This is a genomic window from Pseudomonas sp. S11P7, assembly GCF_023195435.1.
Taxonomy (GTDB): Bacteria; Pseudomonadota; Gammaproteobacteria; order Pseudomonadales; family Pseudomonadaceae; genus Aquipseudomonas; species Aquipseudomonas fluorescens_G.
The window spans coordinates 1,480,907-1,498,757 of record NZ_JALPKS020000002.1 but is presented as its reverse complement, the minus strand read 5'-3'; the positions used below and the strand labels follow the sequence as shown (position 1 = coordinate 1,498,757).

The 17,851-nt window shown below is 60.0% G+C and carries 20 protein-coding genes; 14 read left to right on the top strand and 6 right to left on the bottom strand.

What is annotated here, in order from left to right; all coding sequences use genetic code 11:
* The first annotated feature begins 3 nt into the window (after nucleotides 1–3).
* Genes M0746_RS06990 through M0746_RS06980 form a run of 3 tightly spaced genes read left to right on the top strand, consistent with a single transcriptional unit; the run spans nucleotide 4 to nucleotide 2,553 of the window.
* Nucleotides 4–495: a DoxX family protein gene (locus M0746_RS06990; RefSeq protein WP_258448606.1), complete on the top strand. Its 492-nt coding sequence runs from the start codon at nucleotides 4–6 to the stop codon at nucleotides 493–495.
* Complete coding sequence (locus M0746_RS06985; RefSeq protein WP_258448605.1) at nucleotides 492–2,000, top strand: UbiD family decarboxylase; 1,509 nt, start codon at nucleotides 492–494, stop codon at nucleotides 1,998–2,000. The genes M0746_RS06990 and M0746_RS06985 overlap by 4 nt, the downstream gene beginning before the upstream one ends.
* Nucleotides 1,987–2,553 (top strand): UbiX family flavin prenyltransferase, encoded by a 567-nt coding sequence (locus M0746_RS06980; RefSeq protein WP_208940489.1) that lies wholly within the window; start codon nucleotides 1,987–1,989, stop codon nucleotides 2,551–2,553. The genes M0746_RS06985 and M0746_RS06980 overlap by 14 nt, the downstream gene beginning before the upstream one ends.
* A gap of 165 nt (nucleotides 2,554–2,718) precedes the next feature.
* Here the strand turns inward: M0746_RS06980 and M0746_RS06975 are convergent, their stop codons facing one another.
* Nucleotides 2,719–4,065, bottom strand: a complete 1,347-nt coding sequence (locus M0746_RS06975) for an MFS transporter (protein WP_258448604.1) — start codon at nucleotides 4,063–4,065, stop codon at nucleotides 2,719–2,721.
* On the opposite strand from M0746_RS06975, the gene M0746_RS06970 reads away from it, so the two are divergent.
* The 4 genes from M0746_RS06970 (at nucleotide 4,007) to M0746_RS06955 (ending at nucleotide 6,717) form a co-directional block, all read left to right on the top strand.
* Nucleotides 4,007–5,119, top strand: a complete 1,113-nt coding sequence (locus tag M0746_RS06970) for a LysR family transcriptional regulator (RefSeq protein ID WP_308418084.1) — start codon at nucleotides 4,007–4,009, stop codon at nucleotides 5,117–5,119. The genes M0746_RS06975 and M0746_RS06970 overlap by 59 nt on opposite strands.
* Nucleotides 5,120–5,274: 155 nt before the next feature.
* Nucleotides 5,275–5,886 (top strand): glutathione transferase GstA, encoded by a 612-nt coding sequence (gene gstA / locus M0746_RS06965; RefSeq protein ID WP_208940487.1) that lies wholly within the window; start codon nucleotides 5,275–5,277, stop codon nucleotides 5,884–5,886.
* A 65-nt stretch (nucleotides 5,887–5,951) separates the two neighbouring features.
* The gene (locus M0746_RS06960) at nucleotides 5,952–6,323 is read left to right on the top strand and encodes a Rid family hydrolase (RefSeq protein WP_208940486.1); all 372 of its coding nucleotides are present in this window, start codon (nucleotides 5,952–5,954) and stop codon (nucleotides 6,321–6,323) included.
* Nucleotides 6,313–6,717, top strand: a complete 405-nt coding sequence (locus M0746_RS06955) for a nuclear transport factor 2 family protein (RefSeq protein WP_208940485.1) — start codon at nucleotides 6,313–6,315, stop codon at nucleotides 6,715–6,717. Before M0746_RS06960 ends, M0746_RS06955 begins: the two co-directional genes overlap by 11 nt.
* Nucleotides 6,718–6,842: 125 nt before the next feature.
* Here the strand turns inward: M0746_RS06955 and M0746_RS06950 are convergent, their stop codons facing one another.
* Nucleotides 6,843–7,958 (bottom strand): MFS transporter, encoded by a 1,116-nt coding sequence (locus M0746_RS06950; RefSeq protein ID WP_258448603.1) that lies wholly within the window; start codon nucleotides 7,956–7,958, stop codon nucleotides 6,843–6,845.
* A gap of 96 nt (nucleotides 7,959–8,054) precedes the next feature.
* Here M0746_RS06950 and M0746_RS06945 point away from each other — a divergent pair, with 96 nt between their 5' ends.
* Nucleotides 8,055–8,819, top strand: coding sequence for an AraC family transcriptional regulator (locus M0746_RS06945; RefSeq protein ID WP_258448602.1), 765 nt, complete (start codon nucleotides 8,055–8,057; stop codon nucleotides 8,817–8,819).
* A gap of 56 nt (nucleotides 8,820–8,875) precedes the next feature.
* Here M0746_RS06945 and M0746_RS06940 read toward each other — a convergent pair whose 3' ends face one another.
* Nucleotides 8,876–9,316: a carboxymuconolactone decarboxylase family protein gene (locus M0746_RS06940; RefSeq protein WP_258448601.1), complete on the bottom strand. Its 441-nt coding sequence runs from the start codon at nucleotides 9,314–9,316 to the stop codon at nucleotides 8,876–8,878.
* 190 nt (nucleotides 9,317–9,506) lie between these two features.
* Here M0746_RS06940 and M0746_RS06935 point away from each other — a divergent pair, with 190 nt between their 5' ends.
* A complete protein-coding gene (locus M0746_RS06935) occupies nucleotides 9,507–9,860 on the top strand; it encodes a hypothetical protein (RefSeq protein ID WP_258448600.1) in 354 nt (117 codons plus the stop codon).
* Between the two features lie 138 nt (nucleotides 9,861–9,998).
* Here M0746_RS06935 and M0746_RS06930 read toward each other — a convergent pair whose 3' ends face one another.
* The 3 genes from M0746_RS06930 to M0746_RS06920 form a co-directional block, all read right to left on the bottom strand.
* On the bottom strand, nucleotides 9,999–11,567 hold the full coding sequence (locus M0746_RS06930; RefSeq protein WP_258448599.1) for a sensor domain-containing diguanylate cyclase: 1,569 nt from the start codon (nucleotides 11,565–11,567) through the stop codon (nucleotides 9,999–10,001).
* A gap of 236 nt (nucleotides 11,568–11,803) precedes the next feature.
* Nucleotides 11,804–12,325: a hypothetical protein gene (locus M0746_RS06925; protein ID WP_258448598.1), complete on the bottom strand. Its 522-nt coding sequence runs from the start codon at nucleotides 12,323–12,325 to the stop codon at nucleotides 11,804–11,806.
* A gap of 180 nt (nucleotides 12,326–12,505) precedes the next feature.
* Complete coding sequence (locus tag M0746_RS06920) at nucleotides 12,506–13,171, bottom strand: ribonuclease T2 (protein ID WP_208940479.1); 666 nt, start codon at nucleotides 13,169–13,171, stop codon at nucleotides 12,506–12,508.
* Nucleotides 13,172–13,335: 164 nt separating this feature from the next.
* Between M0746_RS06920 and M0746_RS06915 the strand changes: the two genes are divergently transcribed.
* From M0746_RS06915 to copD, 5 genes are all read left to right on the top strand, one after another.
* Entirely contained in the window at nucleotides 13,336–13,809 is a 474-nt protein-coding gene (locus tag M0746_RS06915) for a hypothetical protein (protein ID WP_208940478.1), read from the top strand.
* Nucleotides 13,810–13,952: 143 nt separating this feature from the next.
* Nucleotides 13,953–15,659: a copper resistance system multicopper oxidase gene (locus M0746_RS06910; RefSeq protein WP_258448597.1), complete on the top strand. Its 1,707-nt coding sequence runs from the start codon at nucleotides 13,953–13,955 to the stop codon at nucleotides 15,657–15,659.
* An 11-nt stretch (nucleotides 15,660–15,670) separates the two neighbouring features.
* Nucleotides 15,671–16,540 carry a copper resistance protein B gene (locus tag M0746_RS06905; RefSeq protein ID WP_258448596.1) on the top strand — a complete coding sequence of 290 codons (870 nt, stop codon included), beginning with the start codon at nucleotides 15,671–15,673 and terminating at the stop codon, nucleotides 16,538–16,540.
* 32 nt (nucleotides 16,541–16,572) lie between these two features.
* The gene (gene copC, locus M0746_RS06900) at nucleotides 16,573–16,947 is read left to right on the top strand and encodes a copper homeostasis periplasmic binding protein CopC (RefSeq protein WP_258448595.1); all 375 of its coding nucleotides are present in this window, start codon (nucleotides 16,573–16,575) and stop codon (nucleotides 16,945–16,947) included.
* Between the two features lie 3 nt (nucleotides 16,948–16,950).
* Nucleotides 16,951–17,820, top strand: coding sequence for a copper homeostasis membrane protein CopD (copD, locus tag M0746_RS06895; RefSeq protein ID WP_258448594.1), 870 nt, complete (start codon nucleotides 16,951–16,953; stop codon nucleotides 17,818–17,820).
* The last annotated feature ends 31 nt before the right edge of the window (nucleotides 17,821–17,851 follow it).

Here is a 17,851-nt window from a genome sequence, read left to right as displayed (position 1 = left end):
GGAATGTACTTACGCTATCAGCTTTTCGATGACCAACGCGACGCCATGATCCTGATCGCACGGATCATGATTCTGATCCTCTATGGCTACTTCGGCTTCACCTACGTCACTGATCACGGCAGCTTCGTCAGCTACCTCAAATCGGTGAACGCACCGATACCCGAGTTCACGGCCATCGTTGCCACCATCGTGGAGTTCTTCGGTGGCCTGGCGCTGCTGTTCGGCTTCTGGACCCGGCCGATTGCCGCGATCTTCGTGGTGTACACCATCGGAACGGGAATCATCGGCCACGCCTTCTGGAACAGCACCAATCCGGCCGATCACCACACGCTGTTCGTGCATTTTTTCAAGAACGTGAGCATCGCCGGGGGTTCCTCTTTCTTTGCCTGCTGGGGCCTGGAAAGTACTCGATCGACAAACGTTGATCTGCCAACGACGGGCGCGGCCATACGCCCGTCGTTTTTCCCTTTCTGTCCCTGCGGAGACCCAGAATGAACACATTGATTGAACCGGTTGCCGACTTGCGCGACTGGCTGGCACGTGCCGAAAAAATCGGCGAATTGCAGACCGTCTCGCCTGCGGTCAACCCGATTGAAGAAATGAGCGCCATCACTTACCTGCTGGCACGCCAGGGCAACTCGCCCGCGGTGCTGTTCGATCAGCAAGACTCACCACTGGGGTTGCGCCACCTGTGGAACATCTTCGGTCCAAGCGTGGCGCGCACCGCGATCACCCTCGAAGAGGCACCTGATACCCCGACCATGGCGCTGATACGGCGCACCAAAGACAAGCTCAGACACAGCATTGCCCCGCTGGAAATCAGCGCTGACGCCGCACCGATCTACCAGAACACGCTGACCGGCAATGACATTGACCTCACACGGCTGCCCATCCCCAAACATTGGCCCAGAGATGGCGGCGCCTACGCGGGTACGGCAGATGCTGTGTTCACCCGGGACCCGACATCGGGATACCTGAATGTCGGTACCTATCGGATGATGATTCAGGGGCCCCGCGAAGTCGGCTTGTCGCTGGCACCGGGCAAGGATGCGCTGCGGCACATTCATCAGGCATGGGCCAAGGGCGAAGCGCTGCCGGTCGCCGCCGCCTGGGGTGTCGACCCGTTGATGATGGTGGTGGGCTCGCAGTCCTTGCCACCGGGCGTCAGCGAATACGATTTCGCCGGTGGCATCAAGGGCAAGCCGATCGAAGTGGTGCGGGCCAGACATTCGGATCTGTTGATACCTGCCGCTGCTGAGATTGTCATCGAAGGCCTGATCCGTCCGGGCTCGACTCGCGAGGAAGGCCCCTTTGGCGAATTCACCGGTTACTACGGCTATAAGGACATTGACTGCCCGCTGATCGAAGTCACCGCCCTGCACTATCGCACCAGACCCATTCTCACCAACGCGTTGATGGCCGATTTTCCGTCGAACGAGCAAAGCGCGTTTTTCTCGACCATCCGTTCGGCCAAGATCTGGAGCGACCTGGACAAGCTCGGCATTCAAGGTATCCAGGGAGTGTATTGCCCGCCGGCCGCAGCGGGTGCGTTCGGCATGATCGTCATCAGTCTCGAACAGAAATACGCCGGGCACGCGGCACAGGCCCTGGCACTCGCCAGCCAGGTGCCCGGTGGCGCCTACATCAGCAAGTGGATCATTGCAGTCGATGAGGACGTCGACCCCACCGACATGAATCAGGTGCTGTGGGCAATGGCCACGCGCGCAACCCCCAGCGATGACATCGATATTTTGCGCAACACCCGTGGCTCGCCGCTGGACCCGGCGCAAAATCCACCGGAAAAACGTTTCTTCGGCTCCAAGGCGCTGATCAACGCCTGCAAGGATTACCGCAACATTCGCCATTTCCCGACTCGCACACTGTTGCGCCCCGCCGTCTATTCGCAGGTTAGTGCACGCTGGGCAGAACTGGGCCTGCCGGGCGAAGCCCCGCTGATCAGCGCATTCGATAACGCGGTGGATTGCCATGAGCAGTCCTGAGCGGCGCATCGTTGTTGGCATCAGCGGCGCCAGTGGCGTGATTTACGGAGTGCGTACGCTGATGCTGCTGCGCGAACTGGGCATTGCCACCCACCTGGTCATGACCCGGTCAGCGCAGGTCACCCTCGCCCACGAGCTCGATATGAAAGTGGCGGACGTCAAAGCGCTCGCCAGCGTCGTGCATGATCCGGCCGACATTGGCGCATCGATTTCCAGTGGCTCGTTCAAGACGCTGGGGATGGTCGTTACGCCGTGCTCGATCAAAAGCCTTTCGGAAATCTCCAGCGGCATCACCGGCAGCCTGCTCAGCCGCGCCGCCGACGTGACACTCAAGGAGCGCCGGCCGTTGATACTGATGGTGCGGGAAACGCCGTTGCACCTGGGCCATCTGCGCAGCATGACTCAGGTCTGTGAAATGGGCGGCATCGTCATGCCGCCGGTCCCGGCGTTTTATGCGCGACCGCAATCGATTCAGGAGATGGTCGACCATACCGTGGGGCGCATGCTCGATTTGCTGGGCCTGGAAACCGGGACGGTACGCCGCTGGAGTTGAACGTCGCACTGGCTGCCTCTTCGGCAACCGCGCCAGCGCGGTTGCCGAATCGCTCTTTAACAATCCGCAACAACGCAACATCGAAGCGTTTGCCCGCCGCTGGCCTTGGAGCAGCGGGCAAACGTGTTTCATCGATTCACTTACCGGCACGCTACAGCGCGCCGGTCAGCATTCACTGATCACATCGACTTCATCGGTGTAGAGCCGCATCACCGTCAACACCGCCGCCGCCAGAAATGACAGCGCAATGATCGACAGGGCGCCGGTCGAACTCCCCGATGCCTGCAGCGTGGCGCCGAGTACGGCGATGCCGGTCACCCCGCCACACTGGCGTGCAGCATTCAGTACACCGGAGCCCACACCGACCTTGCCACTGGGCACGCTGGCCAGACAAGCGCCGACGATCACCGGCAACGTCGCCCCGCCGAGGCCGATCAACACGCCACCGACTACCAGGCTGCCAGGATCGGTGCCGAACAAGGCGAGCAATGCCGCGCCGAGCGCGCCGCACAACATGCCAGCGGCGCCCACCGAGCGGGCTCCGCACACATTTGCCAGGCGCCCCGAAAGACTGGCCATCACCCCCGTCGCGATGGTCATCGGAATCATTGCAACGCCGATGTCCATCGGCGTCCGGCCCTGCCCCTGCAACACAAATGGCAAAACGAACAAGCTGCCGTAGTACGCCAGTGTTTGCAGAAACCCGGCACCAATCGCCGCAGAGAAGGTTCTGGATTCAAACAGATTCAGCGGCAACATCGGCTCGCGCTGCGCCCGTTGCGAATGGATAAATGCCATCGCCCCCGTCAGCGCCAGCAGCAACGTCGCGATGACCCAGGCATGTCCCCAGCCCCACACGGGTCCTTCGATCAACGCGAAAATCAGCGACACCAGCGCCACGGTCGACAGTGCCTGCCCCGCCCAGTCGATTGAACGGGGTTGAACGGCAATGTCACTGCCGCGTGAGGCGCAGCACAAAAGAGCGATCAGACAGAACGGCACGTTGAGATAAAAAATCGAGCGCCAGTCGACCCACTCCACCAACACCCCGCCCAGCAACGGCCCGCTCACCAGAGCGAGGGCCGAGATCCCGCCCCACAGAGCGACGGCCCGGGCTCGCGCCCTGGCCTCGGGATAGGCCTTGACCAGCAGCGCCATGGAGCTGGGCAGCATTAACGCCGCACCGATACCCTGGACGGCCCGCGCGGTAATCAGCCCAATGACGCCTTGGGCTGATCCGCAGGCGACCGATGCACCGGTAAACACTATCAAGGCAAACAAGAACACGCGTCTGGCGCCGAGACGATCGCTCAGCGCACCGGCCGACAACAGCAGGCTGGCAAACACCAGCGTGTAGGCACCGGCGATCCATTGCAGGCGATCCATTGTCGTTGCCAGATCGCGACCCATGCTGGGCAACGCGACATTCAGTGCAGTGACGTCCAGAGCGACCATGAACGAACTCAACGCCACGCCGAGCAAAACGGGCGCCGCCCAAACGGGCTTCGCCATGACTTCCATTGACAGGGTTTTGCTCACTTTCCAACACCTCACTGTGTATTCAAAAGCGATCCTGAGGCGATGCGCAGGCTTCGTAAAATTAAATATCGACTACCTGAACATAAGAGGAACTACTGAGATGATGAACCTCATGCATTGGCGACTACTGGTCGCAGTGGCCGACGCCGAAAACGTTTCGCGCGCCGCCGAGCGCTACGGCATTACCCAGTCCGGCGCCAGCCAGGCCCTGACGCAAATGGAGGAAGCGCTGGGAGTCAAAGTGTTCGTCCGGGATCGCCGTCAGACCACCGCAACAGCCATCGGCCAACAGATCATTGATCGAGCCCGTCGCATGCTCAGTGAATTCGAATCGATCCAGAACCTGGTGGACGCATCGCGCGGGTGCCATTTAGGACGCATCAAGCTCGCCAGTTTTCCTTCGGTGTTCGCCAGCCTCCTGCCGCCGCTGCTGCAAAGCTTCAGTCGACTGCACCCAGGCATCGAAATCGTCTCGCTCGAAGGCACTGATGAGGAAGTCGAACAATGGCTGGCCAACAGCAGCATCGATCTTGGCGTCGTGATGAACCCCTGCCCGTCCCGTGGTGCGCTGTTGCTGGGACGCGATTCGTGGGTGGCGGCGGTGCCTGCAACCCATGACCTGGCACGAAGATCGTCAGCCAGCACTGTGGCGCTTGAAGATCTGGTGCAAGAGCCGTTCATCCTGGCAACCGGTGGCTGCCACCTGAACGGTCAATCGCTCGTCGAGCGCGAGGGCCTCACGCTTGCAGACATCAAGATCACCGTGCGCGACTGGACCACTGCATTTGCGCTGATCAGCGAAGGCATGGGCATTTCCATCGTCCCGGCCTCCACACTGCCCGTGGACCGCCGAGGCATGCGGGTTTTTGAATTGAGCAAGCCCATTTACCGGGAGTTCGGGCTGGTGTGCTCGCCGACCGGCGAGCGCACGCCCTCCGCTCAGGCATTTCTCAATGAAATCCGCAAATCGACCTTGAGCAGTGAGATTCCGATGACGGTTCGCAGTACCGAAGCGAAAGTCGCCTGAGCCGACATAAGGGCTCCTAATGATGGGCGCATAAAATCGTAATTTTACCCCTCGGCATCATGACACCAATATGTCTGGAACAAGGTTCACAGCCGTTTCGCCGATGAAGCGGCCTTACGCTCGGGCACACAGTGCCCACCTGGAAGGAGATACACATGAAACTCTACTTTGCGCCCATGACCTGCTCCCTGTCGCCACACATTGTCCTGCGGGAGCTGGGCCTGCCTTTCGAGCTGATCCGGGTCAACAACAAGACCAAAGCCACGGCAGACGGCCGTGATTTTCGCGACATCAACCCCAAGGGTTATGTCGCGGCACTGGCGCTGGACAACGGCGAGATTCTGACCGAAGGACCGGCCATCGTGCAGTACCTGGCCGATCAGGTACCGGGTAATTCACTGGCGCCGGCCAACGGCACCTGGGAGCGTACGCGTCTGCAGGAGTTGCTCAACTTCATCACATCGGAGATCCATGGTGGCAGCGCACCGCTGTTCAATGCCGACCTCCCGGAGCCGGTAAAGGAAATTTTCCGCCAGAAACTGTTCAAGCGTCTGGATTACCTGAACAAGAACCTGGTGCAAAAAGATTATCTGCTGAACACATTCGGCCTGGCCGACGCGTATCTGTTCACCGTCCTGAAATGGCTGCCGTTCTTCAACATCGATATCAAGAACTGGCCAGAACTGGCCTCGTTCATGGAGCGTATCGAAGCACGTCCAAGCGTGCAGGCGGCCATGGCTGCTGAAGAGGCCACTCAGCCGGTTTAATCATGGATGACTGAAGCTGGTCGATGCCGGCTTCTGCCCAATTTCAATCAGGATGAAGTCTCCCTATGCAAACAATCGAACGCGTCCCAAGCGGCCACGCAGGACGTAGCCGCTCCTGCGCCTACGCCGATATCGTTTACACCGTTGCCACCAGCCCGGACACCTCGCTGGACATAGCCGGCCAGACTCGCAAAGCCCTTGCGGCACTGAGCAGCAGCCTTGAAAGCCTGGGTTCGCATGCCTCACGCATGCTGTCCGCGCAAGTGCTGCTGGCGGACATGAACAGCAAACCCATTGTTGATGAAATCTGGGCACAGTGGATCGGCGACAACCCTCATCACTGGCCCCAGCGGGCCTGTTTCGGTGTCGACCTCGGCGGCAGGCTGCTGATCGAAATCATCGTCACAGCGGCGCGGGGAGCGGCTGATGACGCATAACGATCAATCTGACCTGGTCATTCGCACGTGTGAGGCGCAACGCAGCGCCGCCATGCTGGGCGGCCACCTGGACATCTTCAGTCATTTGTTCCATCCGGACCTGACCTACATTCACTCCAGCGGCGCTGTCGACACGCTCAAAAGCTACCTGGAAAAATGCCGTGCCCGCGAGTTCATCTATCACACCCTCGACCATCGAATCGACAAAGTGACCCGGGTCGGCGACCTCGCCATTGCCTTGGGGGAAATGACCACCACCGTCACCTCCGCAGGAGTGCGAAAACATCTGCACAATCGCACGCTTACCGCGTGGCAAAAGACCGATGAGCAATGGCAATTGCTGGTGTATCAGGCGACACCGCTCAAGCCGCCAGAGATTCTCGAAGCCCTGTGAGCCGACAAGTGGGCGCCCGCACCGGTCGTGTGAACGACAAGGCCCTGCATGCGTTGGCGTACAGGGCCTGTCTATTGGCAACAGCTCGATGACCGATCTCGTGTCTCGTATCGCTTTCTACAACCTTACGGGCGGATCGCCAACAGCCACGCAAGGGCGGCGCACATCAGCAGGGTTGCGCCAAGCGCCTGGAACCAGCCTGCCAGGATCAGGCCCAAGCCAATCAGCACGTAGTACATCAAGCCCAGTAGTGCTCCAGCCGTGCCTAACCGATCTGCATATTCAGTCAACGCAGAGCCGAGAATGTTCGGGATCGCCATGCCGAACGCCAAGACCACCAGGAGCATCGGCAATACAAACGCGACATGGTTGTGCAGCAACCACACGCCCATGCCACCGAGTAACGCAGTGCCACTGGCGAGGCGGATCAGTTGCGACGGCTTGAACCCGTTGCTTAGCAGAAATTTGTTTAACCACGCCCCCGACCCCGAACCCAACGCGAGCAGCACACCGCTGTAGCCAAACCAGACAGGGTCTGTTCCCAGTCGCTCAAACATGAACGGCGCCAGGCTGTAATAACTGAACAGCGCGATGTTGAAAGACGCGATCAACAATGCAGAACGCCATATAGCAAAGTCGCGCAGCATGCGTGTGAGGGTTTCGAGCAGACCAACCGGAACGCTTGGTGCTGGACGGGTTTCCGCCAGTGCGCACCAACACCACAGCCACAGCAGCATTGCCAGCAACAGCAACGCGCTCAGTGCACCGCGATAACCCAACGCCTGAACCAGGCTGGCGCCGCTGAACAAGCCAATCGCCGGGCTGGCCGCCAGCGCGATGCCCATCAAGGAAAATACCTTGGCCAATTCGGCGCCGTTGAAGCGGTCGCGCAATACCGTTTGCGTGACCACCGAGCCCACCGCCGCGCCGAACGCCGCCGCCATCTGTGCGAGCAGCAAAGCGCTGAAGCTGCTGACCCAAAGACCTGAGAACGTCGCCACGACATACATCGCCAGCCCGGCGAGCATCGTCGGCCGTCGACCGATACGGTCACACAGGCGCCCCCACACCACGACTCCGGCAGCAAAGGCGAGGAAATACACGGACATGAATTGCGACGCGGCTTGCGCACCGACGTTGAACTGACGCCCGATATCGCCCAACGCAGGGCTATACAAGCTTTGGGCTATTTGCGGGAACGCCAGCGCGATCATCAAGAGCAGCAGACTTCGATGAACCATTCTTGGAAACTCCTCAGTTAACGGCGAAGAGTTTAAGAATTGACGACTGGCGTATTATCGGAACTTCGCCAATCTATCGTTGAAATCGGACATACCATGGCTTGGCTTCATGCCCACGCGCGTTTTGACCCAGATCGTTTCACCGCACCAGTGATCGGTATCGCTTCGACGCTGGGCGATCATGATTCAGGCTCGCATCGCCACCAGCGCGGGCAACTGCTTTACACGCGAGACGGCTGTACACGGATTATCCTGGCGCAGCATTTATGCTTGTTGCCACCGTCGCGGGCAGCGTGGATTCCACCCGGTATCAGCCATCGGGCGGTGATGCAGCGAAGCGTTGATTACCGCTCCATCTACCTGATCCCGCAGCTGTGTCAGGCCCTGCCGCAGCAGGTCTGCATCATCGAAGTCAGCCCTTTGCTGCGCGCGGTACTGGAACCCATGGCAGTCGCGGCGTTCGATACCGACTGGCAGCAAGGTCGATTCGTCCATTTGCTGGGCCTGTGCCTGAGCGAAATCGCTGAAGCAGCACAGCAACCGATGTTGTTGCCGTTGCCCCAGGACAAACGCCTTGCTCCGCTATTGAAAATGCTCACGCAACTGCCGCCGGAACTCCAGGTTCTGGAACAACAGACAGGCGCGAGCAGTCGCACCATCGGACGGATTTTTCAACGCGAAACCGGCATGAGCTATCAGCAATGGCGCCAACAATGGCGACTGATGCGCGCCATGGAATTGCTCGTTTCCGGACGCAGCCTCGGCTACTGCGCAAGCGCACTGGGCTTTGCCAGCGACAGTGCATTCATTGCGTTCTTCAAGGGCATGACGGGGAATACACCGGGGCATTGGCTCAAATGAAACAGCGGCCGATCAGTCAGCAATGTCGCAACTGATCAGCCACTTTTGACAAGGCCTCAAGCCTGCGGCATTTTTCGAAAGCCCACCGCCAAACGGTTCCAGCTATTGATAGTGCTGATCGCCACGGTCAGGTCGACCATTTCCTTCGGTGTGAACTGTGCGGCGACCACTTCGTAGTCTGCGTCCGGGGCATGAGTCAGGCTCAGTTGCGTCAGTGACTCGGTCCAGAGCAACGCGGCGCGTTCACGGTCGCTGAAGAACGGCGCTTCCCGCCAGGCAGTGACGGCGAACAGGCGACGCGGGGTTTCGCCGCCTTTGATCGCGTCAGCGGTGTGCATGTCGATGCAGAAGGCGCAGCCGTTGATTTGCGAGGCGCGCAGTTTGACCAGTTCAATCAGGGTCTTTTCCAGCGGCAGTTTGGACACTGCGGTTTCCAGCGCCATCATTGCTTTCAAGGCATCTGGGGAAGCGGTGTAGAAATCGGTACGAGGCTGCATGGTAACTCCGGGTCGCGAGTGAATGAATGTGTGACCACGGTAGCCCCCGCAGTGGCTTCCACAAATAGCCAATATCCGCGAAGTTCAGGAGGCCACTTGCCCGGCCGCCGACCACTCGTCAGCCAACTGGCACCAAGGCTTTCGCGCATCAGACCAATATCAGGTACATGCCTTTTTCAGGAGATGCACCATGATGACGCGCAAACTCACTTCCCTCTTGCTCGCCGGCCTGCTCGCCACCGCCTCGGCTGGCAGTTTCGCGGCGAATGACAGCACCGACGCTACCGGGACCAAATCCGGCGGCACCGGCAGCTCGACCATGCCCCCAGACAACACGCCGGGCTCGCCTTCGGCGGGCGACGGCTCCTCCGGTGGTTCCGTTGGCGGTTCGGGGAGCAATTCAGGCACCGGTTCCATGGGCACCGGTGTCGGCACTGGCACCGGCACCAACGGTGGCGCCAGCGGTTCAGGCTCCGGCGCGGGCGGTGGCACCGGTTCGGCCGGCGGCGGCACTGGCGGTGCGGGTGGTGGCTCGGGCAGCTGAACGAACAAGAGCCACCCCAGGTAGGTAACCCTCCCTTGTAGGAGTGAGCCTGCTCGCGATAGCGGTGTATCAGTAGACGTTTGCGCCACTGACCCACCGCTATCGCGAGCAGGCTCACTCCTACAAGGGTTGTGTTAGTCAGCGATCCGAGCGCATCAATTCGGCAAAGCCGCTGTCCAGCGACAACACTGCCGCGCGATTGCGGCCGGCATTTTTCGCCTGATACAACGCCGCGTCCGCGCGCTGGATGAAGGCTTCCGGGCTGTCATTGCCGCTCGGTATGAACGCATAACAACCCAGACTCACCGTCAGGTACCCGGTCGGCGAGCCGCTGTGAATGATGTGCTTGTCGATCACGCTGCGACGAATCTGCCCGGCGATCGCCAGCGCACCGTTGATGTCGGTGTCCGGCAGCAACACCGCAAATTCTTCCCCGCCGTACCGCACCGCCAGATCGGACTTGCGCTGGCAACACGTCCTCAGCACCTGGGCGACCTGCGTCAGGCACTGATCACCGGCAACATGTCCGTAGGCATCGTTGTAGCGTTTGAAAAAATCGATATCGAGCATGATCAGGCTGACCGGACTGACCTGCCGCGCGCCACGGGCGAATTCGATTTCCAGCGAGCGCTCGAACAAACGCCGATTGGCCAGCCCGGTCAGGCTGTCGTGCGTGGCGATCTGCTCCAGCGCCCGTTGCGCCTTGCGCAGGTTTTTCTCGATTCGCTCGCCATCGCGCACTTGATGGATAAACACCCAGCCGAACAGGCCGATGCCGAGAATCACCAGCGCGACGATCACGCTCGACTGAAACGCGCGCTCATACCAACCCTGAAGAATCGTATCCCGCGAGGTCGCCGCCGATACCACTAATGGATAAGACGCCAACTGCCGATAGCCATAAAGCCTTTCGGTGCCGTCGACGTAAGAATCAAGCATCGCGGTGCCCGCCGTGGCATTGGGCAGCAGCGTTTGAAAAATCTGCCCACGCGCCACCGAGGTGCCAATCAGCGACTCATCGAATGGCCGCCGTGCAAGCAGCGTTCCGTCAGTCAGGGCGAGGAACATGATGCCGTTGTCGTCGAGGCTGAAGCTTTTGAAGAACTGATCGAAGTACGACATCTTGATGCCGGCCAGCAACACGCCCTCGAAATGGCCGGCATGATCATTGATGCGCTTGGAGATCGGGATGATCCATTCGCCATTTTCGCGGCTGCGAATCGCCGGCCCGATGTGCGCCAGCGTCGACACGTTCTGCTGGTGAAACTTGAAGTATTCTCGGTCGGCAACACCATCGCCACGCGGCAGATTGGCAAACGAGGTGATCACCCACTGCCCGTCGCGATCGAACAGAAAGATGCCGTGCAACTGCGTCAGTTGCTGCGCACGCCGAGCGAAGATGCGCTGCAAACGCGGCTTTTGCGCAGCACCGTAACCATCATCCTCGATCCAGTCGACCAAGCTGGTCATCACCAGGTCGGCCGCCAGGAACGTATCCTCGGCCTGCTGCGCCATCGCCCGGGTCAGATTGCTCGAAGCCGCCTGCGCCACCGCCAGATCCTGACGCTGTGACTGCTGCAGTTGCAGGTACAACAGACCGGACAGGCACAGGCTTACCGCGACGATAAACAGCACGGCTGCTTTACGTAACGGCAAGCGTTTAAGCGCACCGGGGGCGTGTTGCTGATCGGGAATGGGGAAAGGCAAAAGCAAGTCCTGGGCAGATACGACGAGGGCGCCAGTGGAAAAACCCTTATGTTTTATGAGCGTAGCCCAGCGGCATGTCCCCGGCAAACGCAGCGCTCATGCCTGTTATATCGGCGTGTGTCAGGAATGGATGATCGCGTTTCGTCGATTTATTTTGCGGCTTGGGCGGGTGGATTTTGCGGCTGCAGGAAGTGAGCGATCGTGGGGAGTTCGCGCCTGAACTCCCCGTTTTTTTTTCAGCGGGGTTTGTTGATTTCCCGCAGCAGATCGGCGACGGGGATGTGCAGGGTGTTGGAGTAATAGGGTTTGTAACCGTAGGCGGTGACCACGACTTTGCAGGGGATTTGTTGTTTGTTGGACAGGAGGTGGTTGAGTTCTGCTACTGAGAGATTCCTTTCAGAACTGCGGTCACTGGAGGTTTCGACCATGAACGCGCGGGTCAGATAAGAAAACGTCCCCGTCTGCTGCGCATTCTCATCCGATCGTATCAAGCCAAAAGCGGAAAACTGCATGGCTTTACCCATTGTAAAATCGTGGTCATCGGCTAATGCACAACGCAACATGCCTGAAACCATCCCGACACGTTCGCCGCGTCCAAAAAGATCGAGAACGTCGATATCCGATTGATATCTGATGTCGTATAAAAGCGTTTTTTCGCGTTTAACAGAAACAAAATCAATGTTGGCCGGGGGCTTTGTGTGGTCTTTCGCACAGCCGGAACCCAAGGCTATAGCAACAAAAAGGAAGACTTTATACACGGCTAGTCCTAACGAAATACGCGAGAGATGGCGGTGCCTTCCTCGCTACTGCTATCAAGGTCTATTTATTTGGTCCTTTTGGGGGCGCAAGCATGCGGGAAATGCGCTGGTGCTTCAAACCTTCAGGCAAAAAAAGGCGCCTGATAGGGCGCCTGTTTTTTATCACTGATACCGCTCGACTTAGCGCGACGGCGGCACCCGAATGTCGCCCGCCCGGCACTGGGTTTTCACGCCTTTGCCGCACGCCGCGAACTGTAGATCCTTGCCCATGCACACGCGTACTTCCGACAGTTCCGGGCCACTGCAGATCACTGCAACACCATCGGCCGGAATCCCTGGGTTGGCCTTGCGAAACAGCTGGGCAATTTCCTGCGCCTCGAAGTAATACGAGGTGCTGAACGGTTGCAGTTCTTCCGGGATTTTCACCGCCGCCACGGCTTTGTCTGCTTCATCCAGATACCCCATCGCGCCGAGGCCGCTGCACGTGCCGTGCTTGGACCATTCGTGGTCGAGCAGTTTTTTCGTTGGAAACAGTGTCAGGCCTTTGCTGGTTTCCGACGCCGACAATTTCGTCAGCGGTGGGCAGGATTGCGGCCAGCCACCCGCGACATATTGCGGCCACAGCCCATGCAGCACGAAGCCGTAACCCTTACCGGAACACTGCACATCATCTTTATGGGTCAGGCAAAAGGTCGGCGACCACGACAGCGCCAGCAGGTAGTAGTCGAACACCCCCGCCACCGATTCCGCTTGAGCCTTGCTTGATTGCGATTGCCGCGCCGAACTCAGGCTTATGCTACCGGCCGTCAGTGCAATCACTGCGAAAATTGTAAACAGCTTTTTCATCTACCCACTCCTTGGGACGCCTGCGTTAATGGTTTCGCTCCGGACCCGACCGGGCCAACGCTGATTTCGCCACGCTTGTGTTGCAAGCGCATGACGCAAGGCAAAGCCTGACGTCTTCGCAGGGTCTACGATTAACAGGCAGACATCCAACCAAGGGATCCGACATGAGTAAAGCAGACGAACTCGCCGCCAAACTCAAGCACGTCCATGCTGACGACATTACTTGCGCTGAGCTGGAAATCGATTGCTGGCCCGCTCAGGTGTATGACTTGTACCATCGCATCGAAGCCTGGTTACAGCCCGTCACCGAGGTCGGACTGAAGATCCGGCGCAATCCTACGCATGTTTGCGAAACTTCACCGGACGGCGAAGCCCATGACTACGCCATCGACCAACTGATCATCGAGGCCAATCACCACAGCCTGACCTTCGATCCGATTGCGCGTTTTACCGAAGATGGCTGCGGACGGGTGCAAATCATTGTGCCGGGGCGGGATCATTCGTTGCTGCGCACGGTTGATGAACATCACGAAAGTCATTGGTGGTTGCAGTCGGTCGAGACCGGGCAGGAGCCGGATGCGATTGCATTGACGGAGAACAATCTGTTGCAGGTGGTGCAGGAAGGGTTGGGGCTTTGATTCGCACCTTACGCGCCACCGGGACGCCCTGGTCAACATGGCTTGCGCGCTGAACCTGTCAAAACTGTAATCCGCGCCTCAGCCAACTGAAAGCTGGCGCTGGTTAGCCTTCCCGTCATGAGTCAAACGGGGATTTTCAGCGCATGCCTTCCAACACTTCACGCCGCACGTTCGTCAAAGGCCTTGCCGCCGGCAGTTTGCTGGGCGGTCTCGGTCTGTGGCGTACGCCGGTCTGGGCGCAGAGCGCTGCCGGGTCGGTCAACGAGCTGAGCGGCCGCGAATTCGAGCTGTTCATCGGCGAAACCGCAGTCAACTTCAGCGGCTCCCCACGCACCGCATTGACCATCAACGGCAGCCTGCCCGGCCCACTGCTGCGCTGGCGCGAAGGCGACACCGTGACGTTGCGGGTGCGCAATCGGCTCAAGGAGAGCACGTCGATCCACTGGCACGGCATTCTGCTGCCGGCAAACATGGACGGCGTGCCAGGCCTGAGCTTTCACGGCATCGAACCCGGTGGCATGTACGTCTATCGGTTCAACATCCGCCAACACGGCACCTATTGGTATCACAGCCATTCAGGGTTGCAGGAGCAGGCCGGCGTTTACGGGCCGTTGGTGATCGACGCCCGGGAACCGGAGCCGTTCCATTACGACCGTGACTACGTGGTGATGCTCAGCGACTGGACTGACGAAGCCCCGGCCAGCCTGATGCATACCCTGAAAAAACAGTCCGACTACTACAACTTCCACAAACGCACCGTCGGCGACTTCATCAACGATGTCAGCGAAAAAGGCTGGGACGCCACCCTCGCCGATCGGAAGATGTGGGCGCAAATGAACATGAACCCCACCGACATTGCTGACGTCAGCGGCGCCACCTACACCTTCTTGATGAACGGTCATGCGCCGGATTCCAACTGGACCGGCCTGTTTCGCCCCGGCGAAAAGCTGCGTCTGCGCCTGATCAACGGCTCGGCCATGAGCTATTTCGACGTGCGCATTCCCGGCCTGAAAATGACCGTGGTCGCAGCGGACGGCCTGCATGTCAAACCGGTCAGCGTCGATGAACTGCGCATCGCGGTGGCCGAGACCTACGACGTTATCGTCGAGCCGGATGCCGAGGCCTACACCCTGTTTGCCCAGGCCATGGACCGCACCGGCTACGCCCGCGGCACTTTGGCCACCCGCGCAGGACTGTCAGCCCCGGTGCCCGCGCCGGACCCGCGACCGTTGGTAACGATGGACGACATGGGCATGGGCGGCATGGATCACGGTTCGATGGACATGAGTGACATGGCCGGTATGGATCACTCCGCCATGGGACCGATGCAGGCCCATCCCGACAGCGAAAAAAACAATCCGCTGGTGGACATGCAAGCCATGACCACCGCGCCAAAACTCGACGATCCGGGCCTCGGCCTGCGCAACAATGGCCGTCGCGTGCTGACCTACGCCGACCTGCGCAGCACCTTTGCAGACCCGGACGGTCGCGACCCGAGTCGCACGATCGAATTGCACCTGACCGGGCACATGGAAAAATTTGCCTGGTCGTTCAACGGCATCAAATTTTCCGATGCCGAGCCGCTGCGCCTGAAATATGGCGAGCGTATCCGCCTGGTGCTGGTCAACGACACGATGATGACCCACCCCATCCACCTGCATGGCATGTGGAGCGACCTGGAGGACGAAAACGGCGATTTCCAGGTGCGCAAACACACCATCGACATGCCGCCCGGCACGCGCCGCAGTTATCGCGTGACGGCCGACGCACTCGGCCGTTGGGCCTATCACTGCCATCTCCTTTATCACATGGAAATGGGCATGTTCCGCGAAGTGCGGGTGGAAGAATGAAGGGGCCGCTCATGACTCGATTCACCGCGTTGTCTTTACTGCTGATCGGCAGCCCGGCGATGGCTGCAGGCGACATGCCGGGTATGGATCACAGCCAGATGTCGGGCATGGATCACGGCGCGATGCAGAGCATGGACGACGGCATGATGCAACCCGCCGCCCCCACCGAAAGTCGCACGCCGATCCCGCCACTGACCGATGCCGACCGCGCCGCCGTGTTCAGCAATGCTGGCGGCCATCAGGTGCACGACAGCGCGATCAACAGCTATTTCCTCGCCGACAAACTCGAGTGGCAGGACGCCGATGACGGCAGCGCCCTGGCCTGGGATCTGTCCGGCTGGGTCGGTGGCGATATTGATCGTCTGTGGTTGCGCTCCGAGGGCGAACGCAGCAACGGCCAGACCGAAGACGCCGAACTCCAGGCGCTGTGGGGCCACGCGATTTCGCCGTGGTGGGAGGTGGTCAGCGGCGTGCGGCAGGATTTCAAACCCGGCGCGCCGCAAACCTGGGCCGCGCTCGGTGTGCAGGGCATGGCGCTGTACAACTTCGAGGTCGAAGCCACGGCATTTCTTGGCGAGGGCGGCCAGAGCGCGCTGCGCCTGGAAGGCGATTACGACATCCTGCTGAGCAATCGGCTGATCCTGCAGCCCACCGCCGAAATCAACGTCTACGGTAAAAACGATGGGCAACGCGGTATCGGCTCGGGCCTCTCCAACACCGAAGCCGGCCTGCGTTTGCGCTATGAAATCCGCCGCGAATTCGCGCCCTATATCGGCGTGACGTGGAACCGCACCTACGGCAACACCGCCGACTACGCCCGCGCAGAAGACGAGGAGCGTAGCGAAGCGCGCCTCGTGCTCGGCGTGCGGATGTGGTTCTGAAAACACCTATAAAAACCATCCGGAGCTCTTGCATGCGCACTTTGAAATTCAGCCTCGTATTCGCCAGCGGATTGCTCCTCAGCAGTCTCGCCGAGGCGCACCCGAAACTGCTCTCGTCGACCCCGGCCGAAGGTGCCGAAGGCGGCGCCCCCGGGAAGATCGAATTGCACTTTTCCGAGACCCTGGTCACGCAGTTTTCCGGGGCCAAACTGGTGATGACCGAAATGCCCGGCATGGCCCACCCGCCAATGCCCATGAAAGCCAAAGTCAGCGCCGGCAGCGACCCGAAATCCATGCTGATCACCCCGCTCGCGCCACTGCCCGCCGGTACTTATCAGGTGCAATGGCGGGCGGTGTCTTCCGACACGCACCCGATCACCGGCAACGTCACGTTCAAAGTGAAGTGAGCGATGGCTGAACTGATCAACATCGTCCTGCGGTTTGCGCTGTATGTGGATGTGCTGTTGCTGTTCGGGCTGGCGTTGTTCGCGTTGTACAGCGCTGATTCGGCGTTGCGGTTTCGGCCGATGTTGCGGGGAATGGCGCTGATTGCAGCGCTTTTATCGGTGGCAGGATTGCTACTGATGACCAGCACCATGAGCGGCGAAACCGCGATCGCGGCACTGTGGCCACACCTGCAAATGATGTTGCGGGAAACCGACGTCGGGTTCGCCTGGGCAATTCGAATCGCCGCGCTGACGGTGCTGTTGATCAGGCCAGGAGCGTGGCTTGCATCGATTAGCGGCGGTGTAGCCCTCGCCTCCCTGGCCTGGAGCGGGCATGGGGCGATGGACGAGGGAGCGCTGCGGTTCTGGCATTTTTTCAGCGACATCCTGCACCTGCTGGCGGCGGGCGCGTGGCTCGGGGCGATGCTCGCGCTGCTGCTGATGGCGCGGGGACGGGGCGATGCGCCGCGTCTTCGCCTGTTGATTGCTGCGGTCAAACGCTTTGAATGGGTGGGCGCTGCGATAGTGCTGACGCTGACGATCACTGGCGTGATGAATTACCTGTTCATCGTCGGCCCCAAGCTGAATGACGTAGTGCTCAGCACCTACGGGGTGCTGCTGACGATCAAGGTTCTGCTGTTTGCGCTGATGTTGCTGCTGGCGGCGCTGAATCGCTTTCATCTCGGGCCCGCGCTGAAGCAAGCGCTGCGCGATGGAGACGCTACGCTCACGGTAAATGCATTGCGCCGCAGCGTCAGGTTGGAATTGGCACTTGCCCTGCTGATCGTGGCACTGGTGGCGTGGCTGGGCACATTGAGTCCGGAAGCGGGATGACACCCGCGAAAGGCACTCAGTACACTGAGCC